This window comes from Neobacillus fumarioli NBRC 102428 (assembly GCF_001591485.1).
Lineage (GTDB): Bacteria > Bacillota > Bacilli > Bacillales > Cytobacillaceae > Neobacillus > Neobacillus fumarioli.
In genome coordinates this window covers 58,183-78,820 of the sequence record NZ_BCUZ01000001.1, presented here as the reverse complement: position 1 = coordinate 78,820, position 20,638 = coordinate 58,183, and the positions used below count along the sequence as shown (strand labels likewise).

The following is a 20,638-nucleotide window of genomic DNA, read 5'->3' as shown; positions in this document are numbered from 1 at the left end:
TATTATGATTATTAATATACTTGGAGGCGGCCCGGAACATCTTTTGCCTGATTTACATGATTATAATGAAGAAAACGTTATATGGGCCGGTACTGATCGCGGTGTTTTTCACCTGTTAAACAGAGGGATTACACCCAAAATTGCCTTTGGTGATTTTGATTCTGTTTCACCGGAAGAATTCACATTGATTGAAAATACTGTTGCAGAAATGAAGCGGTATAAGCCGGAAAAGAATGAAACAGATATGGAATTGGCATTAAACTGGGCTTTGGCCCAAAACCCCGAGGCCATCCGGCTCTTTGGGGCAACCGGGGGAAGAATGGATCATATGTTAGCCAATGTTCAGCTATTATATCCCCCGCTTCAGACAAATCACCCTGCAGACATTTACCTTATTGACCGTTTTAATACGGTGTTTTTGGCAGGGCCGGGAGTCCATAAACTAAAGAAAAAGAAAAGCGAAACTTACATATCTTTTGTCCCGTTAACTCAACATGTTTCAAATCTCACCCTCGAAGGGTTTAAATATCCTTTGAAAAACCGTCATATTTCTCTCGGTTCAACATTATGTATAAGTAATGAACTTATCAATGATTATGGTACTTTTTCATTTTCCGAAGGCATATTAATAGTGATAAGAAGCCGTGATGAATAGGCTTGCTTGAAGGTACTGATTTCGTTCGTTTGAATAATATGGTAAGGCGTACGAAAATCGTGACAAGAGAGAAGCGAGACGTGAGATTTGTGAGGAGGGACAGTATGAAATTTTATACAATTAAGCTGCCAAAATTTTTAGGCGGGATTGTCCGGGCAATGATTGGTGTGTTTAAGAAAAACGAATAGAAACATAAATATTTGAAATCCAAAATACCTTATCATAAACATAAAGCACCCACAATGGGTGCTTTTCATTTAAAAATAAGTAGTACGACTTCGAAAATTGTCCAGCTTAGCGCCTATCTCCTCGGGATAAAATCAAAGCTAAAAAGGGCATCCTGTTTTCAGGATGCCCCGTAAAGATTATACTCTTTCGACTTTACCAGATCTTAACGCTCTTGCAGAAACCCAAACACGTTTTGGCTTCCCATCAACAAGAATACGCACTTTTTGCAGGTTGGCACCCCATGTACGCTTGCTTGCGTTCATAGCGTGAGAACGTGAGTTACCAGATGAAGTCTTCTTTCCAGTTATAACACATTTACGTGGCATATGTTTTCCCTCCTTAACCGCTAAAAGCTTTGCATAAAAAGAATAACAGATGTTTTCATCTGTAAAAATAATGATCGGCCCTATTATGCGCCTAAACATACCTTTATAATTTATCATACAAAGAATTGAATTGCAATAGGTGTTTCCAAAGCTTTCAAGAAAAAATCCTTGACACATTATCTTTTAGTAACTGTACTGGTAATCAAACAAGAATAACTTTCCATATTACGGTGACTATAGTAAAATGACTGTAATCAAAGAGCATATTTCCAAAGGGGGAAGGAATAAATGTCTGTGGAACTAAAAACAAAGTACGGCCAAATTGATATTTCAAATGAAGTAATTGCTGTCATCGCCGGAGGAGCTGCCATCGAATGTTATGGTATTGTTGGCATGGCATCAAAGAATCAAATAAGGGACGGTATTTCAGAAATATTAAGGCGGGAAAATTTTGCCCGAGGGGTCATCGTCCGTCAGGAGAATAGCGAATTACATATCGATATGTACATTATTGTCAGTTATGGAACAAAAATTTCCGAGATTGCCCATAACGTGCAATCAAAAGTTAAATATACGCTAGATCAAACAGTTGGACTTGCCGTTGATTCAGTAAATATTTACGTTCAGGGAGTCCGTGTCACGAATCCGTTGTAAGGAGGAAGCTTTTAGTGTCTATAACATCTTTAGATGGAAAACGTTTTGCTGAAATGATTATTCAAGCTGCTAACCATTTGGCGGTCAATGCAAAAATGGTAGATGCCTTAAACGTTTTCCCCGTCCCGGACGGTGATACTGGTACGAATATGAATTTATCTATGACTTCCGGGGCCAAGGAAGTAAAACAACATGTACAGGAACATATAGGTAAGGTTGGAGCTCACTTTTCCAAAGGTCTTTTGATGGGAGCCCGGGGCAACTCTGGGGTGATCCTTTCTCAGCTGTTCCGCGGTTTTTCGAAATCAATCGAATCGAAGGATAAAATTAATGCGAAAGATTTTGCTCAAGCTTTTGAGGCCGGAGTAGAAACTGCCTATAAAGCAGTCATGAAACCGGTTGAAGGCACAATTTTAACAGTGGCGAAAGATGCAGCAAAAAAAGGCACCCAGGCGGCTCAATATTCCAATGATCTTATCGTCATCATGGAGGAAATTTTAAAAGAAGCAAAAGCATCGTTAAGACGTACTCCCGATCTTCTTCCCGTATTAAAGGAAGTCGGGGTTGTCGATAGCGGTGGACAGGGGCTGGTTTTGGTTTACGAAGGGTTTCTTGCACAGCTAAGGGGAGAAAAGCTTTCCGATTCACCTGAACTTCTTCCTTCAATGGAGGAATTGGTAAATGCCCAGCATCGCAAAAGTGCCCAAAGCCATATGAATACAGAAGATATTGAATATGGTTATTGTACGGAGTTTATGGTAAAGTTTACGCCGGATAAACGGTCGACCCTGCCGTTTAATGAAGAAACATTTAGAAGCGGCTTAAGTAAGTTTGGCGATTCATTGCTGGTCGTGGCGGATGATGAGCTTGTAAAAGTTCATATTCATTCAGAACAACCTGGCGAGGTACTAACTTTTGGCCAGCAATATGGCGATTTAATCAATATGAAGATTGAAAACATGCGCGAGCAGCACACTGGCATAGTCGGCCAGTCGCAAACTCCTCTTGTTGCAGAACGGAAACGAAGGATAGAAGAGGAATGCGAGTATGGAATTGTTGCAGTTTCAATGGGAGCTGGGATTACGGAATTATTTAAAAGCATGGGAGCTAATTCGGTTATTGAAGGCGGCCAAACAATGAATCCAAGTACAGAGGATATTGTAAAGGCTGTGCAGGAAGTTAATGCGAAAAAGGTATTTATTTTGGCCAATAATAAAAACATTATTATGGCGGCAAGGCAGGCTGCAGAAGTGGAGGAAGGAGAAATTCATGTTATTCCGTCCAAAACGGTTCCCCAAGGGCTTTCTGCGCTAATGGCGTTTAATCCAAGCCGGGATGTAGAAACAAATGAAACAGCTATGAACAGGGCACTTGCACACGTTAAGACAGGGGAAGTTACCTTTGCTGTCCGCGATACTCAAATGGATGGTCTAGATATTGAAAAAGATGATTTTCTAGGGATATTCGATGGGAAAATTATAGTAAAGAACAAAGACAAAAGAAAAGCAGCCGAAGACTTGCTTACGCAAATGATGGATGACGAATCTGAAATCTTAACTATTATTTATGGGGATGATATTGCGGAAGAAGAAGTGGCCAAGCTTAGGCAATTTGTTACGGTGCATTTCCCTGATGTTGAAATTGAGGTGCATAATGGCAAGCAGCCATTATATTCTTATATCTTTTCAATTGAATAGGGAACGGCTACAATAGAAGGGGACTTGAATTGCAAGGTGCAAGCCCCTTCTTTTTTTATTACCATAATTCATTTTCCATTGATATATTTAAGATTATTAAGAAACAGCACAGGGAGGGTTGGCGGTTGTCCCGACGATTAAGTGATAAAAACCAGGAACTTTGGGATGCCGGCATGAGAGAAGTGAATTCACAACTTAACCAATCTGTAACAGTATTAAAGGGAATCGGAGCAGAAACTGCCGAAATGCTCTCGGAAATGAAGATTGTGACGATCCAAGACTTATTGGAATACTTTCCTTATCGTTATGAAGATTACCGCCTGCGCGACCTAACAGAGGTTCCGCATGATGAGAAAATAACCGTGGAAGGGAAGGTTCATAGTGAACCTTCTCTTATCTATTATGGCAGGAAGAAGTCGAAGCTTACGATCAGATTGCTGGTCGGAACGTATTTGATAAAGGCTGTCTTTTTTAATCAGCCCTATTTAAAAAATAAAGTGAAAATGAGTGAAATTGTTACTGTAACCGGAAAATGGGATGCCCACAGGCAGACCATTACAGCAAATGAACTGCAAATTGGCCCAAATAGAAAACAAAATGATTTCGAACCGATATATTCCTTAAAAGGGAAAATAACGACAAAAGGAATGCGGAAATTTATTGGACTGGCCTTACAGCAATATGGAGGTTTTATTGAAGAAACTCTTCCCTCTTCGATACTGAAGAAATATCGTCTAATGGGCCGCCATGATGCAATTAAGGCGATGCATTTTCCAAACAGTCAAGAAGATATTAAACAGGCACGAAGACGGTTTGTTTATGAGGAGTTTTTACTATTTCAGTTAAAAATGCAAGGGTTGAGAAAGTTTGAACGAGAACATTCACAAGGCATTAGTCTATGTTATGATCTAAAAAAATTGCAAGATTTTATTGATAACCTGCCTTTTCCGTTAACGAATGCACAGAAGCGTGTCGTAAATGAAATTTTAAAGGATATGAAATCTCCTTATCGCATGAACCGATTATTACAAGGGGATGTAGGTTCTGGAAAAACGGTTGTTGCCGCCATATGCCTATACGCAGCTGTAACCGCAGGATTTCAGGGTGCTTTAATGGTTCCGACGGAAATTTTAGCTGAGCAGCATGCCGAGTCTTTAACCCGACTGTTGGAACCTTTTGCTGTTCGGTGTGCGCTTTTGACTAGTTCCATTAAAGGAAAACGGCGAGTAGAAATTTTAGAGGCATTAATGGAAGGAAAGATTGATATTTTAATTGGGACGCATGCTCTGATTCAGGATGAGGTAACATTTAACCATCTTGGTCTGGTGATTATAGATGAACAGCATCGTTTCGGCGTTGAGCAGCGCCGTGTTTTACGAGAAAAAGGGGAGAACCCCGATGTACTATTTATGACTGCTACTCCGATTCCACGAACATTGGCAATTACGGTCTTTGGGGAAATGGATGTATCGATTATTGACGAGATGCCGGCAGGAAGAAAGACAATTGAAACCTACTGGGCAAAGCCGGAAATGCTGGAACGGGTTCTGGCCTTTGTTGAGAAAGAGTTGGTCAAAGGGCACCAGGCCTATTGCATATGTCCATTAATAGAGGAGTCGGAAAAATTGGACGTGCAGAATGCAATTGATGTCCATGCCTATTTAAGCATGTACTACCAAAACCGTTTTAAGGTAGGCCTTATGCACGGGCGCTTAAGTTCTGATGAAAAAGATGCGGTCATGAAGGCATTCAGTACAAATGAAGTTCAAGTTCTAGTTTCAACGACCGTTGTAGAGGTAGGGGTCAATGTTCCAAACGCTACCATCATGGTCATTTATGATGCTGAGCGCTTTGGTTTATCACAGCTTCATCAGTTGCGCGGACGTGTTGGGCGCGGCAGTGACCAATCCTATTGCATTTTGCTGGCCAACCCAAAATCAGAGGTCGGCCAGGAACGCATGAAAATTATGACTGAAACGAATGATGGTTTTGTTTTAAGTGAAAAGGATTTGGAGCTGAGAGGACCCGGTGATTTCTTCGGGAAAAAACAAAGCGGTATTCCTGAATTTAAAATAGCGGACATGGTCCATGATTACCGTGCACTTGAAACAGCCAGGAACGATGCTGCTATATTGATTCAATCAGAAGCCTTCTGGACTTCCCCTGATTATTTGAGTTTAAGAAAACAGCTTGAAGAATCTGGCGTATTATCGGGAGAAAAGCTGGACTAAAAGGAAAAGCGCAAGCGCCTTGGTCAGCCCCGACAGGCAAATGTTTTTCTGCACTAAAAGTCTGGTTTTTGGACTTTTAGTGCATCTGGTTTTTGTCTCGAGGAGCTAGGCGTGCGATGCTGATGTTGTCGAAGCATTTCTTGTGGAGCTGGATAATTTTCGAAGTCAACTTTATACTTCGCTTTTTCTTCTTGCAATCTGCTATCTTAACTTATATACTACTCTTAGTACCTAGTCATAAGAGCTCGGACGGTGTATATGATGCGAAGAAGCAAGAAAGAGCGCCAGCAATTATTAACCGCAACAATAAAAGAAAATCCCTTTGTTACCGATGAAGAACTGGCAGAGAAATTTCAAGTAAGTGTACAGACTATCCGCTTGGACCGGTTAGAACTGTCAATTCCGGAGCTTCGGGAACGGATTAAAACGGTAGCAGAAAAACGCTTCGAAAGTGAGGTTCGTTCGCTGCCAATTGATGAAGTAATTGGAGAAATTATTGATATAGAATTAGATCAAAGCGCCATTTCCATATTTGATGTCAAAGAAGAACATGTATTTAAACGCAACCAAATTGCCAGGGGCCATCATGTTTTTGCCCAGGCCAACTCACTTGCGGTTGCTGTCATTAACGATGAATTGGCATTAACGGCAAAAGCAAATCTGCAATTTAAACGGTCTGTGAAATTGCATGAACGGGTAATTGCCAAAGCAAAAGTGACAAAGATTGATGAGAAAACCGGCAGGACATTTGTAGAAGTATCAAGTTTTGTCAATAATGAACTTGTCTTTGTTGGAAAGTTTGAAATGTACCGGTCAAAAAATCTTTAAAGGATGAGTTAAATGAAACTTGCAATAGATGCAATGGGCGGGGATCACGCACCTAAAGAAATTGTTTTAGGCGCTATGAAAGCCGTTCAAACATTTCCCGATTTACATATCACCCTTGTAGGGGACGAAGCAAAAATAAACGAAATCTTAACAGCCCACGAAAGAATTTCAATCTTACATACGACAGAACTGATTCTTGGAACTGATGAACCGGTAAAAGCGGTTCGACGCAAAAAAACAGCGTCCATGGTTCTGACAGCACAGCTGGCAGCAGACGGATTGGCTGATGCCTGTCTTTCGGCGGGAAATACAGGAGCTTTAATGGCAGCTGGTCTATTTATAGTAGGCAGAATTGAGGGGATTGATCGCCCGGCATTGGCGCCTACACTGCCTACCATTGGCGGAGAAGGATTCCTGCTCTTGGATGTCGGGGCAAATGCAGATGCCAAACCGGAACATTTGCAGCAATACGCCATCATGGGTTCCATTTACAGTGAAAAAGTAAGAGGCATTAAAAATCCGAGGGTAGGTCTATTAAATATTGGAACGGAAGAAAAGAAAGGCAATGAGCTCACGAAACTTGCCTTTGATCTATTAAAAAATGCAGATCTTAATTTTATCGGCAATGTAGAAGCACGAGATCTGCTTGATGGTGCTGCTGACGTTGTCGTGACAGACGGCTTCACCGGAAACATGGTGCTTAAAACGCTGGAAGGAACCGCACTATTTATTATGAAAATGCTTAAGTCATCATTAATGAGCAGTTTTACAAGTAAATTAGGTGCTGCAATTCTTAAGCCAAATCTAAAACAGTTGAAAGGAAAATTGGATTATTCCGAATACGGCGGTGCCGCTTTGTTTGGCCTAAAGGCTCCAGTTATTAAAGCCCACGGATCATCCAATGCCCAATCTATTTTTATTGCCATTAAACAAACGAGAGAAATGGTTGCCAATCATGTTGTTGACTTAATTAGAAAATCGGTAGAAGAAGCAAATTCTGCAAAAATTGAACAGTAAGGGGAGTCGAGAATGAGTAAAATTGCTTTTGTTTTTCCTGGCCAAGGCTCGCAAACAGTAGGGATGGCCAAAGACCTCGCACAAAAGCACCCAGAGGTAATGGCCTATTTTAAAAAGGCTGATGAAACATTAAATGTTTCTTTGAGCAAGCTGATTTTTGAAGGACCAAAAGAAGAATTAACACTGACAATTAATACACAGCCGGCACTGTTAACAACCAGTATTGCGATCTTAGAGTTTTTTAAACAATCAGGAATTAAGGCGGACTATACAGCGGGTCACAGCCTTGGAGAATATACTGCACTTGTTGCTGCTGGTGCCCTTACGTTTGAAGAAGGAGTATATGCAGTAAGAAAACGCGGCGAGTTCATGGAAAATGCTGTTCCAAATGGCGAAGGTACGATGGCAGCTGTTTTAGGGCTTGATCGAGGCAAATTGGCTGATGTCACAAATGAAATAACAGAATCTGGTTTTCCTGTATCTCTTGCAAATTTAAATTGCCCCGGTCAGATTGTTATTTCCGGTACTCGCAAGGGTGTTGAGCTCGCAGGATCCAAGGCAAAAGAGGCAGGAGCAAAGCGGGTTTTACCGCTTGAAGTCAGCGGTCCATTCCATTCTCCATTAATGAAACCGGCTGCTGACCAATTGCGTGAAGTTTTAGATCAGACATCGATGAAAGATGCTGCCATTCCAGTTGTTGTCAACGTGGCGGCTGAACCGATGGTTTCCGCTAACGAAATCAAGGATAAATTAGTCGAGCAGCTTTATTCTCCGGTTCTTTGGGAGGATTCTGTGGAAAAAATGATTGCCCTGGGTGTCAACACCTTTATTGAAATTGGTCCGGGAAAAGTTCTTTCAGGACTGATTAAAAAGATTGATAAATCTGTTAAAACCTATTCTGTTTCAGATGAAGAAAGCGCCCAAGCCGTCATTGAAGCACTAAAGGAGGAAAATCTATGAATTTAGAAGGAAAAGCAGCTCTTGTAACCGGGGCATCGCGGGGAATCGGCCGGGAAATTGCTCTTGATTTGGCAAGACAGGGAGCAAATGTAGCAGTAAATTTCTCGGGTAGTGAAGCAAAAGCAAATGAAGTCGTAGATGAAATTAAAGCACTTGGCAGGGAAGCGTTCGCAGTAAAATGTGATGTTTCAAATTCCTCTGAAGTGGCTGATATGGTAAAGGCTGTAATTGACACTTTTGGCAAACTTGATATTCTTGTTAATAATGCCGGGATTACGAAAGATAATTTATTAATGAGAATGAAAGAGGAAGAATGGGATGATGTTATAAACATTAATCTGAAAGGCGTCTTCCTTTGCACAAAAGCTGTAACTCGGCAAATGATGAAACAACGCCAAGGACGGATTATCAATATCGCCTCCATTGTCGGGGTCAACGGAAACCCTGGCCAAGCGAATTATGTAGCAGCTAAAGCTGGAGTCATTGGGTTAACGAAAACGGCAGCAAAAGAACTCGCAAGTCGCAATATTACGGTAAATGCAATTGCTCCAGGGTTCATCACAACCGATATGACGGACAAACTGCCAGAAGAAGTTAAAGCTGAAATGCTAAAGCAGATTCCGCTCTCCCGCTTTGGCGAACCAAAAGATATTGCTAAAGCCGTTTCGTTCCTTGCATCAGACGATGCAGCTTATATGACTGGGCAAACACTGCATATTGACGGCGGAATGGTTATGTAGATTGAAAAGCGCATTCTCAGGGGCGTGAGTCTTGCCGGATTGGCTGTAGACCATCGAGCTCATAGGCGCTGGACAATTTTTATAAATATATGGTGTATTATTTATGAAAATACTCTATAATAGCTTGAGGGGAGGTGAAGTAGCATGGCAGAGGTATTAGAACGCGTTACAAAAATCATCGTTGACCGTTTGGGAGTAGATGAATCTCAAGTTACGCTTGACGCTTCATTTAAAGATGATCTTGGTGCTGATTCCCTTGACGTAGTGGAACTAGTAATGGAATTAGAAGATGAGTTCGACATGGAAATTTCTGACGAAGATGCTGAAAAGATTAGCACAGTTGGTGATGCTGTGAACTACATAAATAGCCACAAGTAATCTCGTTAGATTCATTCAAAGCTCCGTTTTCAAACGGGGCTTTATTCTGTAAAATAGAACTTGGCGGATTTCCATACTGCCAAGTTTCTTTGCGTTTTGATAAATATTTACTTAAACTAACAGTAAAAAGGGGTATATTTTACACAAGGTGGAGAAAGATGATACGAAAAAATGATCGGGAAAAGGAACTTCATAAAATAGAAAATCAATTTAAAGATTTTCAAAAAGCTATTGGAATCAGTTTTGCAAATGTAAAATTATTAAAACAAGCATTTACTCATTCATCCTATGTGAATGAGCATCGGAAGAGAATATTTGAAGATAATGAACGCCTTGAATTTTTAGGGGATGCTGTCTTGGAATTGACAGTATCGCAATTTCTCTTTAAAAAGTATCCGACGATGTCGGAAGGAGAGATGACAAAACTGCGGGCTGCTATTGTCTGTGAACCTTCACTTGTATCATTTGCCAATGAACTTGAATTTGGCAAATTAATTTTATTGGGCAAGGGGGAAGAAATGACGGGCGGGCGGGAACGGCCTGCACTGCTTGCCGATGTATTTGAAGCTTTTATAGGGGCTCTTTATTTGGATCAAGGTTTGGAGACCGTCATCACCTTCCTTCAAACGATCGTATTTCCGAAAATCAATGCCGGTGCTTTTTCTCATGTGATGGATTTTAAAAGTCAATTGCAGGAACTGATCCAACGGGATGGAACAGGTGTGATTGAATACCGTGTTCTCCAGGAAAAAGGCCCAGCCCATAACAAAGAGTTTGTTTCCAAGGTTACACTAAATGGGAAAGAGCTGGGGATTGGTACAGGAAAATCGAAAAAGGAAGCGGAGCAGCATGCTGCACAAATGGCCTTAGAAGTGTTGCAAGGAAAAACAACTTAGAATTGACAAAATGTTAAAGAGGAGAAATCCCGGGCATTTAGGGAGGATAATAGCATGTTTTTAAAACGGTTGGACATAATTGGCTTTAAATCTTTTGCAGATCGCATTAGTGTAGATTTTGTCCCCGGAATTACAGCAGTAGTCGGTCCCAATGGAAGCGGTAAAAGCAACATTACCGATGCGATTCGCTGGGTATTGGGGGAACAATCAGCAAAATCTCTTCGCGGCAGTAAAATGGAAGACATTATCTTTGCCGGCAGTGATTCCCGAAAACCGCTAAATATTGCTGAAGTGACGTTGACATTAGATAATCAGGATCAGGGTCTGGCAATTGATTACAATGAAGTAAGTGTGACAAGAAGAGTCTCCCGCTCGGGTGATAGTGATTTTTTCATTAATAAACAACCATGCAGGCTCAAGGATATAATTGACTTATTTATGGATTCCGGCTTGGGAAGAGAAGCTTTTTCAATTATCAGCCAAGGAAAAGTGGAGGAAATTCTAAATAGTAAAGCAGAGGACCGACGGATGATCTTTGAGGAAGCGGCCGGTGTTCTAAAATACAAAACACGCAAGAAAAAGGCTGAAATGAAATTGGCTGAAACCCAGGATAATCTAAATCGTGTCAACGATATCTTGCATGAATTGGAAAGCCAAGTAGAACCGTTGAAAATTCAAGCTTCAATTGCAAAGGATTATTTAGACCAAAAGGAAGAACTTGAAAAATTTGAAGTCGCTTTAACCGTATTTGAAATTGAAGAACTGAATCAAAAATGGGAGGCGCTTTCCAAACAGTTAGAAGAATATCAGCAGAAGGAACTTAGCCTCTTAGCTGAACTGCAATTGAAAGAGGCAAAAATCGTTGAAACGAGGGACCAAACAGCCGCTTTAGATGAATCGATTACTGATTTGCAAAATGTTTTGCTTCGTGCCAGTGAAGAACTGGAAAAGCTTGAGGGACGGAAGGAAGTTCTAAAAGAACGGAAGAAAAATGCTGCGCAAAATAAAGAACAGTTACAGCAATCCATTATCGAGTTAACCGAGCGCATCGCTCTTCTTAAAAAAAATCGAGATTCACAGGAGGAGGCAATCAGCCGGACCGAGAAGGAAGTAAAAGCATTAAAAACAAAACTAAAGGAAAAAAACGAAAAGCTTCAATTCTTTTCTGAAAATATGGATGAAAAAATTGAAAGCTTAAAAGGGGAGTATATTGAACTCTTAAATGAACAGGCCCGAGCAAAAAATGACTTAAAACATATTGAGGAACAGTTAAAGCAGCAAGACCGGAAAAATTTGCGCCTTAATGAGGAAAATGAAAAATTTCTTCAAGAAAGAAGAAAAGTATTAAATAAAAAAGCGGAAATTCAGGCAGCGTTAGAAGCAATCCAAAATAGGCTGGCTGATCAGGTGGTTATGTTCCGCCAGCAGCAGCGCAAAGCTGAGAACGTAAAAAATCATTATCAAAAACAGGAAAAAACATTATATGAAGCCTATCATCTTCTGCAGCAGGTCAAGTCCAAAAAAGAAATGCTTGAGGAAATGGAAGAAGATTACTCCGGTTTCTTTCAAGGTGTCAAGGAAGTTTTAAAGGCGCGAAAGACAAAGCTAAAGGGAATTGAAGGGGCTGTTGCCGAGCTGGTAAAGGTGCCAAAACAATATGAAACAGCTATTGAAACAGCCTTAGGCGGAGCCCTGCAGCATATTGTAGTCGATACAGAGGAAAACGGCCGGGCAGCCATTCAATATTTGAAACAGCATGGATTTGGACGGGCCACATTTCTTCCTTTAAGCATTATGAAAGGACGTTCGCTCGCTAGCTCTCAAATCTCGGTGGTTGCAGGGCACCCTGCCTTCGTTGGAAGTGCGGTCAGCCTCGTTCTTTTTGACGAAAAATATCTTGAAATCATGAACAATCTTCTTGGCAATGTCATCATCGCCAAAGACTTAAAAGGCGCGAATGAACTAGCTAAAATGTTGCAATACCGTGTTCGTGTCGTAACGCTTGATGGTGATATTGTAAATCCCGGAGGCTCCATGACCGGGGGAGCCGTTAAGCAAAAATCATCCTCATTGTTATCAAGAAAAACGGAGCTCGAAGATTTAAAAAGCAAGCTTTTGATCATGGAGGAGAAAACTGCTGAATTAGAGCGGGCAGTTAAAACGCTGAAAGAAAAAGTTCAAATGGCGGAAAAAGAGCTTGAAGACCTGCGCAAAGAGGGGGAGCAGTTAAGGCTCTCAGAACAAACCATTAAGGGTGATCTTCGTGAAGCCGAGCTTGAAGAAAAAAATATAAATGATCGGCTTGCCATTTACGATTTGGAAAAAGAACAACTTTCCAGTGAGCGAAAAACGTTTATCAATCGAAAAGCAGAAATATCTAGAGCAATGGAAGCCAGCATACTAAAAATTGCCGAGCTTGAACGTCAAATTACAATCTTAACGGAACAGAAAACTAAGGATTTAACTTCGAAGGAAACACTGATTAATGAAATCAACGAACTAAAAGTTGATTTCGCTTCGAAAAATGAACAGCTCTTGCATTTGAAAGAACGATTTACTCTAACACAGCAGGATTTACACGAAAGTGAACAAAAACTTGAGATAATTAAAGAAGATCTCGAGCTTTTATCTGCTGAAATGACCAATAGTCAGACTGGAGAGCTGAACTTAGAAGAAGAAGCCAAACGAAAACAAGAGGATAAAGAGGCGACGATCCAATTAATTACCGAAAGACGTCAGGAACGCCTTTTACTTAATAATGCTCTAGAGGACCTAGAGCTAGAAGCAAAAGAACTGAAACGGCTTCATAAAGGTTTAACAGTTGTCTTAAAGGACGAAGAAGTGAAGCTTAACCGTCTGGATGTAGAGCTAGAAAACCGGCTGGCCCATTTGAGAGAAGAGTATTTATTATCTTTTGAAGGGGCAAAAGAGCAGTATCCATTAACTGTATCGCCCGAAGAAGCCCGCAAAAAGGTCAAGTTAATCAAACTTGCTATTGAGGAACTCGGTAATGTCAATATTGGCGCAATTGAAGAGTATGAACGGGTTTCAGAACGGTATGAGTTTTTAACCGAGCAAAAATCAGATCTACAGGAAGCAAAGGATACCCTTTTTCAAGTAATTGAAGAGATGGATGAGGAAATGAAGCGGCGCTTTGAACAGACTTTTCAAGGGATTCGCACATTTTTTGAACCAGTGTTCCGTGAGCTATTTGGCGGCGGGAGAGCGGATCTGATTTTAACGGCTCCTGATGACCTTTTAAATACTGGTATCGAAATTGTCGCCCAGCCTCCAGGGAAAAAACTGCAAAATCTCGGGCTGCTATCGGGAGGAGAACGTGCCTTAACAGCAATTGCTCTATTATTTGCCATTTTAAAGGTACGCCCTGTTCCGTTCTGTATTCTGGATGAGGTAGAAGCGGCACTTGATGAAGCAAATGTCCACCGCTTCAGCCAATATTTAAAACGCTACAGCTCCGAAACCCAGTTTATTGTGATCACACACCGGAAAGGAACGATGGAGGGAGCAGATGTTCTTTACGGTGTAACAATGCAGGAATCAGGAGTTTCCAAACTCGTATCTGTCCGGCTGGAGGACACAAAGGAACTGGTAGAATCATAATTAAAGGAAGTGAAACGATGAGTTTTTTTAAGAAATTAAAAGAGAAGATTACAAAATCGACAGATTCCGTTACCGAAAAGTTTAAGGAAGGTTTGACGAAAACAAGGGACAGCTTTTCCGGCAAAGTGAATGACTTAATTGCAAGATACCGCAAAGTCGATGAAGATTTTTTTGAAGAATTAGAGGAGATCCTGATTCAGGCAGATGTCGGCTTTGAAACAGTAATGGAATTAATTGATGAATTGAAGATGGAAGTAAAGCGGCGGAACATTCAAGATCCAGAGGAAATGCAAAGTGTCATTTCTGAGAAGTTGGTAAATATCTATAATTCTGCAGGCGAACAATCTTCTGCGCTAAATATTCAGCCGGATGGATTAACAGTCATTTTATTTGTCGGCGTAAATGGTGTCGGTAAAACGACTACAATTGGCAAGCTTGCTTATAGATTTAAAACGGAAGGTAAGAAAGTGCTGCTGGCTGCAGGAGATACGTTCCGGGCCGGTGCGATCGAACAGCTTGAGGTTTGGGGAGAACGGGTCGGCGTTGAAACGATTAAACATGGTGAGGGTTCTGACCCGGCAGCAGTGATGTACGATGCCATTCAAGCGGCTAAATCCCGTAAAGCAGATATATTGCTTTGTGACACAGCGGGAAGACTGCAAAATAAAGTAAACTTGATGAAGGAATTGGAGAAGGTAAAACGGGTCATTGAGCGGGAAATTCCCGGGGCACCGCATGAGGTGCTGCTTGTTCTTGATGCGACAACAGGCCAGAATGCCCTGATTCAGGCGAAAACCTTTAAAGAAGCGACAAATGTCAGCGGTATCGTTTTATCAAAGTTGGACGGAACCGCCAAAGGAGGTATCGTCCTGGCGATACGAAATGAATTAGAAATTCCTGTTAAATTTGTTGGGCTGGGAGAAAAAATGGATGACTTGCAGGAATTTGATGCAGAAAAGTATGTCTACGGGTTATTTGCAGAGCAAGTAGAAAAAGCTGAAGAATGATGATGAGCTTTTCTTGACAGGGAATGGCAAGCTGTGTAAACTTCATTGTAAAGGCTTTTCACTTTACAACAGGGAGGAGACCTATGTTGCTTGAAAAGACAACACGAATGAATTTTCTCTATGATTTTTATAATTCGTTGTTAACACCAAAGCAGCAAAGCTATATGTCTCTCTATTATTTGGATGATTACTCACTTGGGGAAATTGCCGAAGAATATGAGATCAGCAGACAGGCTGTGTATGATAATATAAAGCGTACCGAAGCAATGCTCGAGGAGTATGAGGAAAAGCTGCGTTTATTTGAAAAATTCCAAGAGCGTACGAACCTTTTAAACCAACTCAAAGACTTGCTTGAAGAAGTGCATCCATCAAAACAGGTAATGTTAGACACTATTGCCAAGATTGAAAACTTAGATTAGGAGGCGGCACAAATGGCGTTTGAAGGATTAGCCGACCGACTGCAGAGTACCATTCAGAAAATCCGCGGCAAGGGGAAAGTTTCTGAAGCAGATGTAAAAGAAATGATGCGGGAAGTTCGCCTTGCATTATTAGAAGCGGACGTAAACTTTAAAGTTGTCAAAGATTTTGTCAAAAAAGTAAGTGAACGGGCTGTCGGACAGGAAGTTTTAAAGAGCCTGACCCCTGGGCAGCAAATTATCAAAATCGTTAATGAAGAATTAACAGCTTTAATGGGCGGAGAGCAAAGCAAGATTGCTGTCGCAAGCAGGCCTCCTACCGTTATTATGATGGTCGGTCTGCAAGGGGCAGGGAAAACCACAACAACCGGGAAATTGGCGAACTTGCTTCGCAAGAAATATAATCGAAAACCTCTGTTAGTGGCTGCTGATATCTATCGTCCCGCTGCCATTAAGCAGTTGGAGACGCTGGGGAAACAACTCAATATGCCGGTGTTTTCTCTTGGTGATCAAGTCAGTCCGGTGGAAATAGCGAAACAGGCAATTGCCAAGGCAAAAGAAGAACATCATGATTATGTGTTAATTGATACAGCCGGCCGCCTTCATGTAGATGAAGCATTGATGAACGAGCTGAAAGATATAAAAGAACTGGTCAAACCTGATGAAATTTTTCTTGTTGTCGATGCCATGACAGGCCAGGATGCCGTTAATGTTGCGCAAAGCTTTAATGACACTCTCGGGTTAACCGGAGTTGTGTTAACGAAGCTTGACGGCGACACAAGAGGCGGGGCAGCTCTCTCCATCCGCGCTGTAACGCAAACTCCGATTAAATTTGTCGGTCTCGGAGAAAAAATGGATGCTTTGGAGCCGTTTCACCCTGAACGGATGGCCTCCAGGATTTTAGGGATGGGTGATGTGCTGACCCTTATTGAAAAAGCGCAGGCATCTGTTGATGAAGAAAAAGCTAAAGAATTAGAGCAGAAGATGCGCACGGCCACATTTACTCTTGATGATTTCCTGGAGCAGCTTGGCCAGGTCCGCAAACTGGGTCCACTTGATGAACTGCTTAAGATGCTTCCTGGGGCAAACAAAATTAAAGGAATAAACAATATACAAATTGAAGAGAAACAGATTGCCCATGTAGAGGCGATCATTAGATCTATGACAAAAGAAGAAAAGCTTCATCCCGAAATTCTGAATTCAAGCCGTAAACGCAGGATAGCCAAGGGTAGCGGCCGTACTGTCCCGGAAGTAAACCGCCTGCTGAAGCAGTTTGAGGATATGAAAAGAATGATGAAGCAAATGACGGGCATGCAACAAAAGATCAAGAAAAAAGGCGGGTTTAAATTTCCATTTAATCCGTTTTGATTATTGGATTATTAGTTTTATTAGCGTGAAATATTGGAAATACTGTGTGTAAAGAAAAAACACTTTACAAATTATAAAAGACTTGATATTATACTATCTTGTGTGAAACTAATCGGAGGTGCTTTATTAAAATGGCAGTAAAAATTCGTTTAAAACGTATGGGAGCTAAAAAATCCCCTTTCTATCGTATTGTAGTAGCAGATTCTCGTTCTCCACGTGACGGACGTTTCATCGAAACAGTTGGTACTTACAATCCAGTCGCTAATCCAGCATTAGTAGAAATTAACGAAGAATTAGCGCTAAAATGGCTGCAAAATGGTGCAAAGCCATCTGATACAGTACGTAACTTGTTCTCTAAACAAGGCATCATGGAAAAATTTCATAATGCAAAATTAAGCAAATAATTTTTTGGCAGGCCCATGAAGGAATTAATCGAAACGATTGTAAAACCGCTTGTCGATGTTCCCGATGAAGTTCGTGTTGAAACATTTGAAGAAGACGCAAAAGTCGTTTATCGTCTTTACGTTCACAAGACCGATATGGGAAAAGTAATTGGCAAGCAAGGGCGTGTTGCAAAGGCCATTAGAACTGTTGTTTATGCAGCAGGATCATCACAACATAAGAAAATTTTTCTTGAAATTGGTGAATAGCTTTTTGCATCAGAGAAAGGGAGGAACAATAATCCTCCCTTTTTTGTATAAAAAGCCTATAGGGGGAAATAATATGCAGATTATTCAAACTGTTGTGGTGAAGCAGGTTTTAACAGAGAAAAGCAAGGCAAAACTCTTTGAAACCTATCATGCGCGAAAACTTCAACTGCAGAAAGAGTGCGACCAACTTCATTTTGAAATGAAGCGATTGGAAAACACCAAAACCTTTTCACCAGGTTCCTTGAAAGTACAATTTGAAAAAGAAATTAGCTTGCGCCGTGAAAAAGTAAAGCTGATTGATTTTCAAATCGAACAATTACATATTCTTCCGATTGGAAGTGAGTTAAAAGAAACTGAAATGCAAGCTCTAGTAGATATAAAAGTTGGAGATCATTGGGATGCTATAAGCGGGCAGCCTGTTATTATAATCAAAGATGGCATCATTGAGGAAATAAGAAGGTGAACAAAAGATGGAAAAATGGTTTAATGTCGGAAAGATTGTCAACACCCATGGCATACATGGTGAAGTCCGGGTTATCTCAAAGACAGATTTTGCAGAGGAACGCTATAAAACAGGAAATCATTTGTTTTTATTTATGCCAAAATCCGCAACTCCCATTGAGTTAGTGGTTAAGAAGCACCGTAAACATAAAAATTTTGATTTGCTTCTGTTTGAAGGCTATGAAAACATTAACGAGGTTGAGAAATTTCGTGATGGTATTTTGAAAATACCGGAATCACAATTAAGCGAGCTTGCCGAAGATGAATATTATTTTCATGAAATCATCGGCTGCATGGTGGTGACCACAGACGGGGAGGAAATTGGCAAAATCATCGAAATCCTGACTCCTGGAGCGAATGATGTATGGGTAGTAAAAGATAAAAACGGAAAAGAACAATTGATTCCTTATATTCACGACGTGGTCAAAAAAGTGGATGTGCAAGAAAAAGTAGTTGTCATTGAACCGATGGAAGGGCTGCTGTCATGATGCTAATTGATATCCTTACATTGTTTCCAGAGATGTTTACCGGGGTGTTGGGTCACTCCATTTTACATAAAGCAGTTGAAAAAAAGGTAGTTCAATACAATGTTATCAATTTTCGCGAATATGCTGATAACAAACATGCCTCAGTAGATGATTACCCATATGGAGGCGGAGCCGGCATGGTATTAACTCCACAGCCGATTTTTGATGCAGTTTCCGCTTTGAAAGAAAACGCGGGAAAAACAAATCCAAGGGTAATTCTTCTTTGCCCTCAGGGAAGGCGCTATGAGCAATGTATCGCGGAGGAACTGGCCAAAGAGGAGCATCTCATTTTTATTTGCGGCCATTATGAGGGGTATGATGAACGAATCCGCCAATATGTTGTCACTGATGAAATTTCAATTGGCGATTATGTACTGACTGGAGGTGAGCTGGGAGCGATGGTGGTTATTGACAGTGTTGTCCGGCTGCTTCCGGAAGTATTGGGAAATCAGGAATCACATATGAAAGATTCTTTCAGCACCGGACTTTTAGAGCATCCGCATTATACAAGACCGGCAGATTTTCGAGGAATGAAGGTGCCAGAGGTACTGCTGTCAGGCAATCATAAGCTGATCGAAGAATGGCGCAATAAAGAAGCATTGAGACGGACACTGTCAAGAAGACCTGATCTATTAGATAAAATAGAACTGACAGAACAACAAGAAAAATGGTTGAGAGAAATAAAAAAAGAATTGGAGTAGTATTGCGATTGCCGAGCAATTATGTTATTATACTTCTTGTGACTTAAGCTGACCGTTGTCAGATTTGGTCTTAAAACGATGTTCCGCTGCATGTTAGAGAGTCTTTGCATGAGCATCTGTTGGAAGGAGTTGAAAACGATGCATAAACTAATTGAAGAAATCACAAAGGAACAACTACGTTCTGACCTTCCTCAGTTTCGCCCTGGTGACACTGTACGTGTACATGTGAAAGTTATCGAAGGATCCCGCGAGCGTATTCAGTTGTTCGAAGGTGTTGTGATTAAGCGTCGTGGTGGTGGAATCAGTGAAACTTTCACTGTTCGTAAAGTTTCCTATGGGGTAGGCGTTGAGCGTACGTTCCCGCTGCATACACCAAAAATTGCGAAGCTTGAAGTAGTACGCCGCGGTAAAGTCCGTCGTGCGAAACTTTACTACTTGCGTAACCTTCGTGGTAAAAAAGCTCGTATTAAAGAAATTCGTTAATTTGCACAAAAAAGAGCTTGCGATGCAAGCTCTTTTTTTATACATCTGAATATAGTCTCTTAAATGCTTTTTTTATTAAAGTTTTATTAAAACGACTTTCCCATTGTGTTAAATGACCTCAAGTTATGTACAATAACCCTATAGGATATTTTTATGCAAAGATTGGTGGGACTATGGATGGCGAAAAAAAAGAAAAATGAACTTTGGGAATGGACGAAAGCTCTAGTGATTGCTGTGATCCTGGCAGGCTTAATCCGCTGGTTTCTATTTGCACCGATTGTAGTTGACGGTCTTTCAATGATGCCGACATTAAAGAATCAAGACAGAATGATTGTGAATAAGCTTGCTTATAAAATCGGCGAACCGCATCGTTTTGACATCATCGTCTTTCATGCCCCTGAAGGCAAAGATTACATAAAGCGAGTTATTGGACTTCCAGGAGACAGACTAGAGTATAAAAAAGATACTTTGTATATAAATGGAAAAGCATATAAAGAGCCCTATTTGGATGAGTATAAAAAACAAGTGACAGACGGTCCTTTGACTGAGCCGTTTACATTAAAGGAGAAAATTGGCCGAGATACAGTACCGCGGGGTGAATTATTTGTCATGGGGGATAACCGCCGTTTCAGCAAAGATAGCCGTCATATTGGTGCTATTCCAATGAGCAAAGTCATTGGTAAGGCAAGTATTGTTTATTGGCCGCCAAAAGATGCACATATTGTAACGGCAGAATAGTTTTTTAAAGCTTACG

At 40.9% G+C, this 20,638-nt stretch carries 23 protein-coding genes; 22 read left to right on the top strand and 1 reads right to left on the bottom strand.

Annotated elements, in window-relative coordinates; translation table 11 throughout:
• Positions 1–4: 4 nt before the first annotated feature.
• Positions 5–655, top strand: a complete 651-nt coding sequence (locus BFU02S_RS00380; RefSeq protein WP_066365069.1) for a thiamine diphosphokinase — start codon at positions 5–7, stop codon at positions 653–655.
• A gap of 104 nt (positions 656–759) precedes the next feature.
• Complete coding sequence (gene spoVM / locus BFU02S_RS00375; protein WP_038541024.1) at positions 760–843, top strand: stage V sporulation protein SpoVM; 84 nt, start codon at positions 760–762, stop codon at positions 841–843.
• A gap of 177 nt (positions 844–1,020) precedes the next feature.
• Here the strand turns inward: spoVM and rpmB are convergent, their stop codons facing one another.
• A complete protein-coding gene (gene rpmB / locus BFU02S_RS00370) occupies positions 1,021–1,209 on the bottom strand; it encodes a 50S ribosomal protein L28 (protein WP_066365066.1) in 189 nt (62 codons plus the stop codon).
• 288 nt (positions 1,210–1,497) lie between these two features.
• On the opposite strand from rpmB, the gene BFU02S_RS00365 reads away from it, so the two are divergent.
• The 20 genes from BFU02S_RS00365 (at position 1,498) to lepB (ending at position 20,622) form a co-directional block, all read left to right on the top strand.
• Positions 1,498–1,863, top strand: coding sequence for an Asp23/Gls24 family envelope stress response protein (locus BFU02S_RS00365; protein ID WP_066365065.1), 366 nt, complete (start codon positions 1,498–1,500; stop codon positions 1,861–1,863).
• 14 nt (positions 1,864–1,877) lie between these two features.
• On the top strand, positions 1,878–3,560 hold the full coding sequence (locus BFU02S_RS00360; protein ID WP_066365063.1) for a DAK2 domain-containing protein: 1,683 nt from the start codon (positions 1,878–1,880) through the stop codon (positions 3,558–3,560).
• 173 nt (positions 3,561–3,733) lie between these two features.
• Complete coding sequence (gene recG / locus BFU02S_RS00355; RefSeq protein WP_084360938.1) at positions 3,734–5,791, top strand: ATP-dependent DNA helicase RecG; 2,058 nt, start codon at positions 3,734–3,736, stop codon at positions 5,789–5,791.
• A gap of 261 nt (positions 5,792–6,052) precedes the next feature.
• Positions 6,053–6,619: a transcription factor FapR gene (gene fapR, locus BFU02S_RS00350; protein WP_066365159.1), complete on the top strand. Its 567-nt coding sequence runs from the start codon at positions 6,053–6,055 to the stop codon at positions 6,617–6,619.
• Between the two features lie 12 nt (positions 6,620–6,631).
• Positions 6,632–7,636, top strand: a complete 1,005-nt coding sequence (plsX, locus tag BFU02S_RS00345) for a phosphate acyltransferase PlsX (protein WP_066365061.1) — start codon at positions 6,632–6,634, stop codon at positions 7,634–7,636.
• A 12-nt stretch (positions 7,637–7,648) separates the two neighbouring features.
• Entirely contained in the window at positions 7,649–8,596 is a 948-nt protein-coding gene (gene fabD / locus BFU02S_RS00340; protein ID WP_066365059.1) for an ACP S-malonyltransferase, read from the top strand.
• Positions 8,593–9,336, top strand: a complete 744-nt coding sequence (gene fabG / locus BFU02S_RS00335; RefSeq protein WP_066365048.1) for a 3-oxoacyl-[acyl-carrier-protein] reductase — start codon at positions 8,593–8,595, stop codon at positions 9,334–9,336. Before fabD ends, fabG begins: the two co-directional genes overlap by 4 nt.
• A gap of 144 nt (positions 9,337–9,480) precedes the next feature.
• Positions 9,481–9,714: an acyl carrier protein gene (gene acpP, locus BFU02S_RS00330; RefSeq protein ID WP_066365045.1), complete on the top strand. Its 234-nt coding sequence runs from the start codon at positions 9,481–9,483 to the stop codon at positions 9,712–9,714.
• A 158-nt stretch (positions 9,715–9,872) separates the two neighbouring features.
• Positions 9,873–10,610 carry a ribonuclease III gene (gene rnc, locus BFU02S_RS00325; RefSeq protein WP_066365042.1) on the top strand — a complete coding sequence of 246 codons (738 nt, stop codon included), beginning with the start codon at positions 9,873–9,875 and terminating at the stop codon, positions 10,608–10,610.
• 54 nt (positions 10,611–10,664) lie between these two features.
• Entirely contained in the window at positions 10,665–14,231 is a 3,567-nt protein-coding gene (gene smc, locus BFU02S_RS00320) for a chromosome segregation protein SMC (protein ID WP_066365040.1), read from the top strand.
• A 17-nt stretch (positions 14,232–14,248) separates the two neighbouring features.
• The gene (ftsY, locus tag BFU02S_RS00315) at positions 14,249–15,238 is read left to right on the top strand and encodes a signal recognition particle-docking protein FtsY (RefSeq protein WP_066365037.1); all 990 of its coding nucleotides are present in this window, start codon (positions 14,249–14,251) and stop codon (positions 15,236–15,238) included.
• 86 nt (positions 15,239–15,324) lie between these two features.
• Positions 15,325–15,657 (top strand): putative DNA-binding protein, encoded by a 333-nt coding sequence (locus BFU02S_RS00310; RefSeq protein WP_066365158.1) that lies wholly within the window; start codon positions 15,325–15,327, stop codon positions 15,655–15,657.
• A gap of 12 nt (positions 15,658–15,669) precedes the next feature.
• Entirely contained in the window at positions 15,670–17,022 is a 1,353-nt protein-coding gene (ffh, locus tag BFU02S_RS00305) for a signal recognition particle protein (RefSeq protein ID WP_066365034.1), read from the top strand.
• 131 nt (positions 17,023–17,153) lie between these two features.
• Positions 17,154–17,426: a 30S ribosomal protein S16 gene (gene rpsP / locus BFU02S_RS00300; RefSeq protein WP_066365031.1), complete on the top strand. Its 273-nt coding sequence runs from the start codon at positions 17,154–17,156 to the stop codon at positions 17,424–17,426.
• Positions 17,427–17,441: 15 nt separating this feature from the next.
• Complete coding sequence (locus tag BFU02S_RS00295; protein WP_066365029.1) at positions 17,442–17,672, top strand: KH domain-containing protein; 231 nt, start codon at positions 17,442–17,444, stop codon at positions 17,670–17,672.
• A 73-nt stretch (positions 17,673–17,745) separates the two neighbouring features.
• The gene (locus BFU02S_RS00290; RefSeq protein WP_066365027.1) at positions 17,746–18,135 is read left to right on the top strand and encodes a YlqD family protein; all 390 of its coding nucleotides are present in this window, start codon (positions 17,746–17,748) and stop codon (positions 18,133–18,135) included.
• A 7-nt stretch (positions 18,136–18,142) separates the two neighbouring features.
• Positions 18,143–18,661, top strand: a complete 519-nt coding sequence (rimM, locus tag BFU02S_RS00285; protein ID WP_066365026.1) for a ribosome maturation factor RimM — start codon at positions 18,143–18,145, stop codon at positions 18,659–18,661.
• A complete protein-coding gene (gene trmD, locus BFU02S_RS00280; protein WP_066365024.1) occupies positions 18,658–19,401 on the top strand; it encodes a tRNA (guanosine(37)-N1)-methyltransferase TrmD in 744 nt (247 codons plus the stop codon). Before rimM ends, trmD begins: the two co-directional genes overlap by 4 nt.
• A 138-nt stretch (positions 19,402–19,539) precedes the next feature.
• Positions 19,540–19,884 (top strand): 50S ribosomal protein L19, encoded by a 345-nt coding sequence (rplS, locus tag BFU02S_RS00275; RefSeq protein WP_066365018.1) that lies wholly within the window; start codon positions 19,540–19,542, stop codon positions 19,882–19,884.
• 177 nt (positions 19,885–20,061) lie between these two features.
• Complete coding sequence (lepB, locus tag BFU02S_RS00270) at positions 20,062–20,622, top strand: signal peptidase I (RefSeq protein ID WP_066365017.1); 561 nt, start codon at positions 20,062–20,064, stop codon at positions 20,620–20,622.
• Positions 20,623–20,638: the final 16 nt, after the last annotated feature.

What these genes read in the sequence shown, in the direction of transcription:
- rnc (WP_066365042.1), top strand. Translation starts at nt 9,873, where the DNA reads ATGATACGAAAAAATGATCGGGAAAAGGAACTTCATAAAATAGAAAAT.
- BFU02S_RS00295 (WP_066365029.1), top strand. Translation starts at nt 17,442, where the DNA reads ATGAAGGAATTAATCGAAACGATTGTAAAACCGCTTGTCGATGTTCCC.
- rimM (WP_066365026.1), top strand. Translation starts at nt 18,143, where the DNA reads ATGGAAAAATGGTTTAATGTCGGAAAGATTGTCAACACCCATGGCATA.
- fabD (WP_066365059.1), top strand. Translation starts at nt 7,649, where the DNA reads ATGAGTAAAATTGCTTTTGTTTTTCCTGGCCAAGGCTCGCAAACAGTA.
- smc (WP_066365040.1), top strand. Translation starts at nt 10,665, where the DNA reads ATGTTTTTAAAACGGTTGGACATAATTGGCTTTAAATCTTTTGCAGAT.
- fabG (WP_066365048.1), top strand. Translation starts at nt 8,593, where the DNA reads ATGAATTTAGAAGGAAAAGCAGCTCTTGTAACCGGGGCATCGCGGGGA.
- acpP (WP_066365045.1), top strand. Translation starts at nt 9,481, where the DNA reads ATGGCAGAGGTATTAGAACGCGTTACAAAAATCATCGTTGACCGTTTG.
- recG (WP_084360938.1), top strand. Translation starts at nt 3,734, where the DNA reads ATGAGAGAAGTGAATTCACAACTTAACCAATCTGTAACAGTATTAAAG.
- fapR (WP_066365159.1), top strand. Translation starts at nt 6,053, where the DNA reads ATGCGAAGAAGCAAGAAAGAGCGCCAGCAATTATTAACCGCAACAATA.
- rpmB (WP_066365066.1), bottom strand. Translation starts at nt 1,209, where the DNA reads ATGCCACGTAAATGTGTTATAACTGGAAAGAAGACTTCATCTGGTAAC.
- rpsP (WP_066365031.1), top strand. Translation starts at nt 17,154, where the DNA reads ATGGCAGTAAAAATTCGTTTAAAACGTATGGGAGCTAAAAAATCCCCT.
- BFU02S_RS00380 (WP_066365069.1), top strand. Translation starts at nt 5, where the DNA reads ATGATTATTAATATACTTGGAGGCGGCCCGGAACATCTTTTGCCTGAT.
- BFU02S_RS00365 (WP_066365065.1), top strand. Translation starts at nt 1,498, where the DNA reads ATGTCTGTGGAACTAAAAACAAAGTACGGCCAAATTGATATTTCAAAT.
- trmD (WP_066365024.1), top strand. Translation starts at nt 18,658, where the DNA reads ATGATGCTAATTGATATCCTTACATTGTTTCCAGAGATGTTTACCGGG.
- plsX (WP_066365061.1), top strand. Translation starts at nt 6,632, where the DNA reads ATGAAACTTGCAATAGATGCAATGGGCGGGGATCACGCACCTAAAGAA.
- BFU02S_RS00290 (WP_066365027.1), top strand. Translation starts at nt 17,746, where the DNA reads ATGCAGATTATTCAAACTGTTGTGGTGAAGCAGGTTTTAACAGAGAAA.
- ftsY (WP_066365037.1), top strand. Translation starts at nt 14,249, where the DNA reads ATGAGTTTTTTTAAGAAATTAAAAGAGAAGATTACAAAATCGACAGAT.
- lepB (WP_066365017.1), top strand. Translation starts at nt 20,062, where the DNA reads ATGGCGAAAAAAAAGAAAAATGAACTTTGGGAATGGACGAAAGCTCTA.
- spoVM (WP_038541024.1), top strand. Translation starts at nt 760, where the DNA reads ATGAAATTTTATACAATTAAGCTGCCAAAATTTTTAGGCGGGATTGTC.
- ffh (WP_066365034.1), top strand. Translation starts at nt 15,670, where the DNA reads ATGGCGTTTGAAGGATTAGCCGACCGACTGCAGAGTACCATTCAGAAA.
- rplS (WP_066365018.1), top strand. Translation starts at nt 19,540, where the DNA reads ATGCATAAACTAATTGAAGAAATCACAAAGGAACAACTACGTTCTGAC.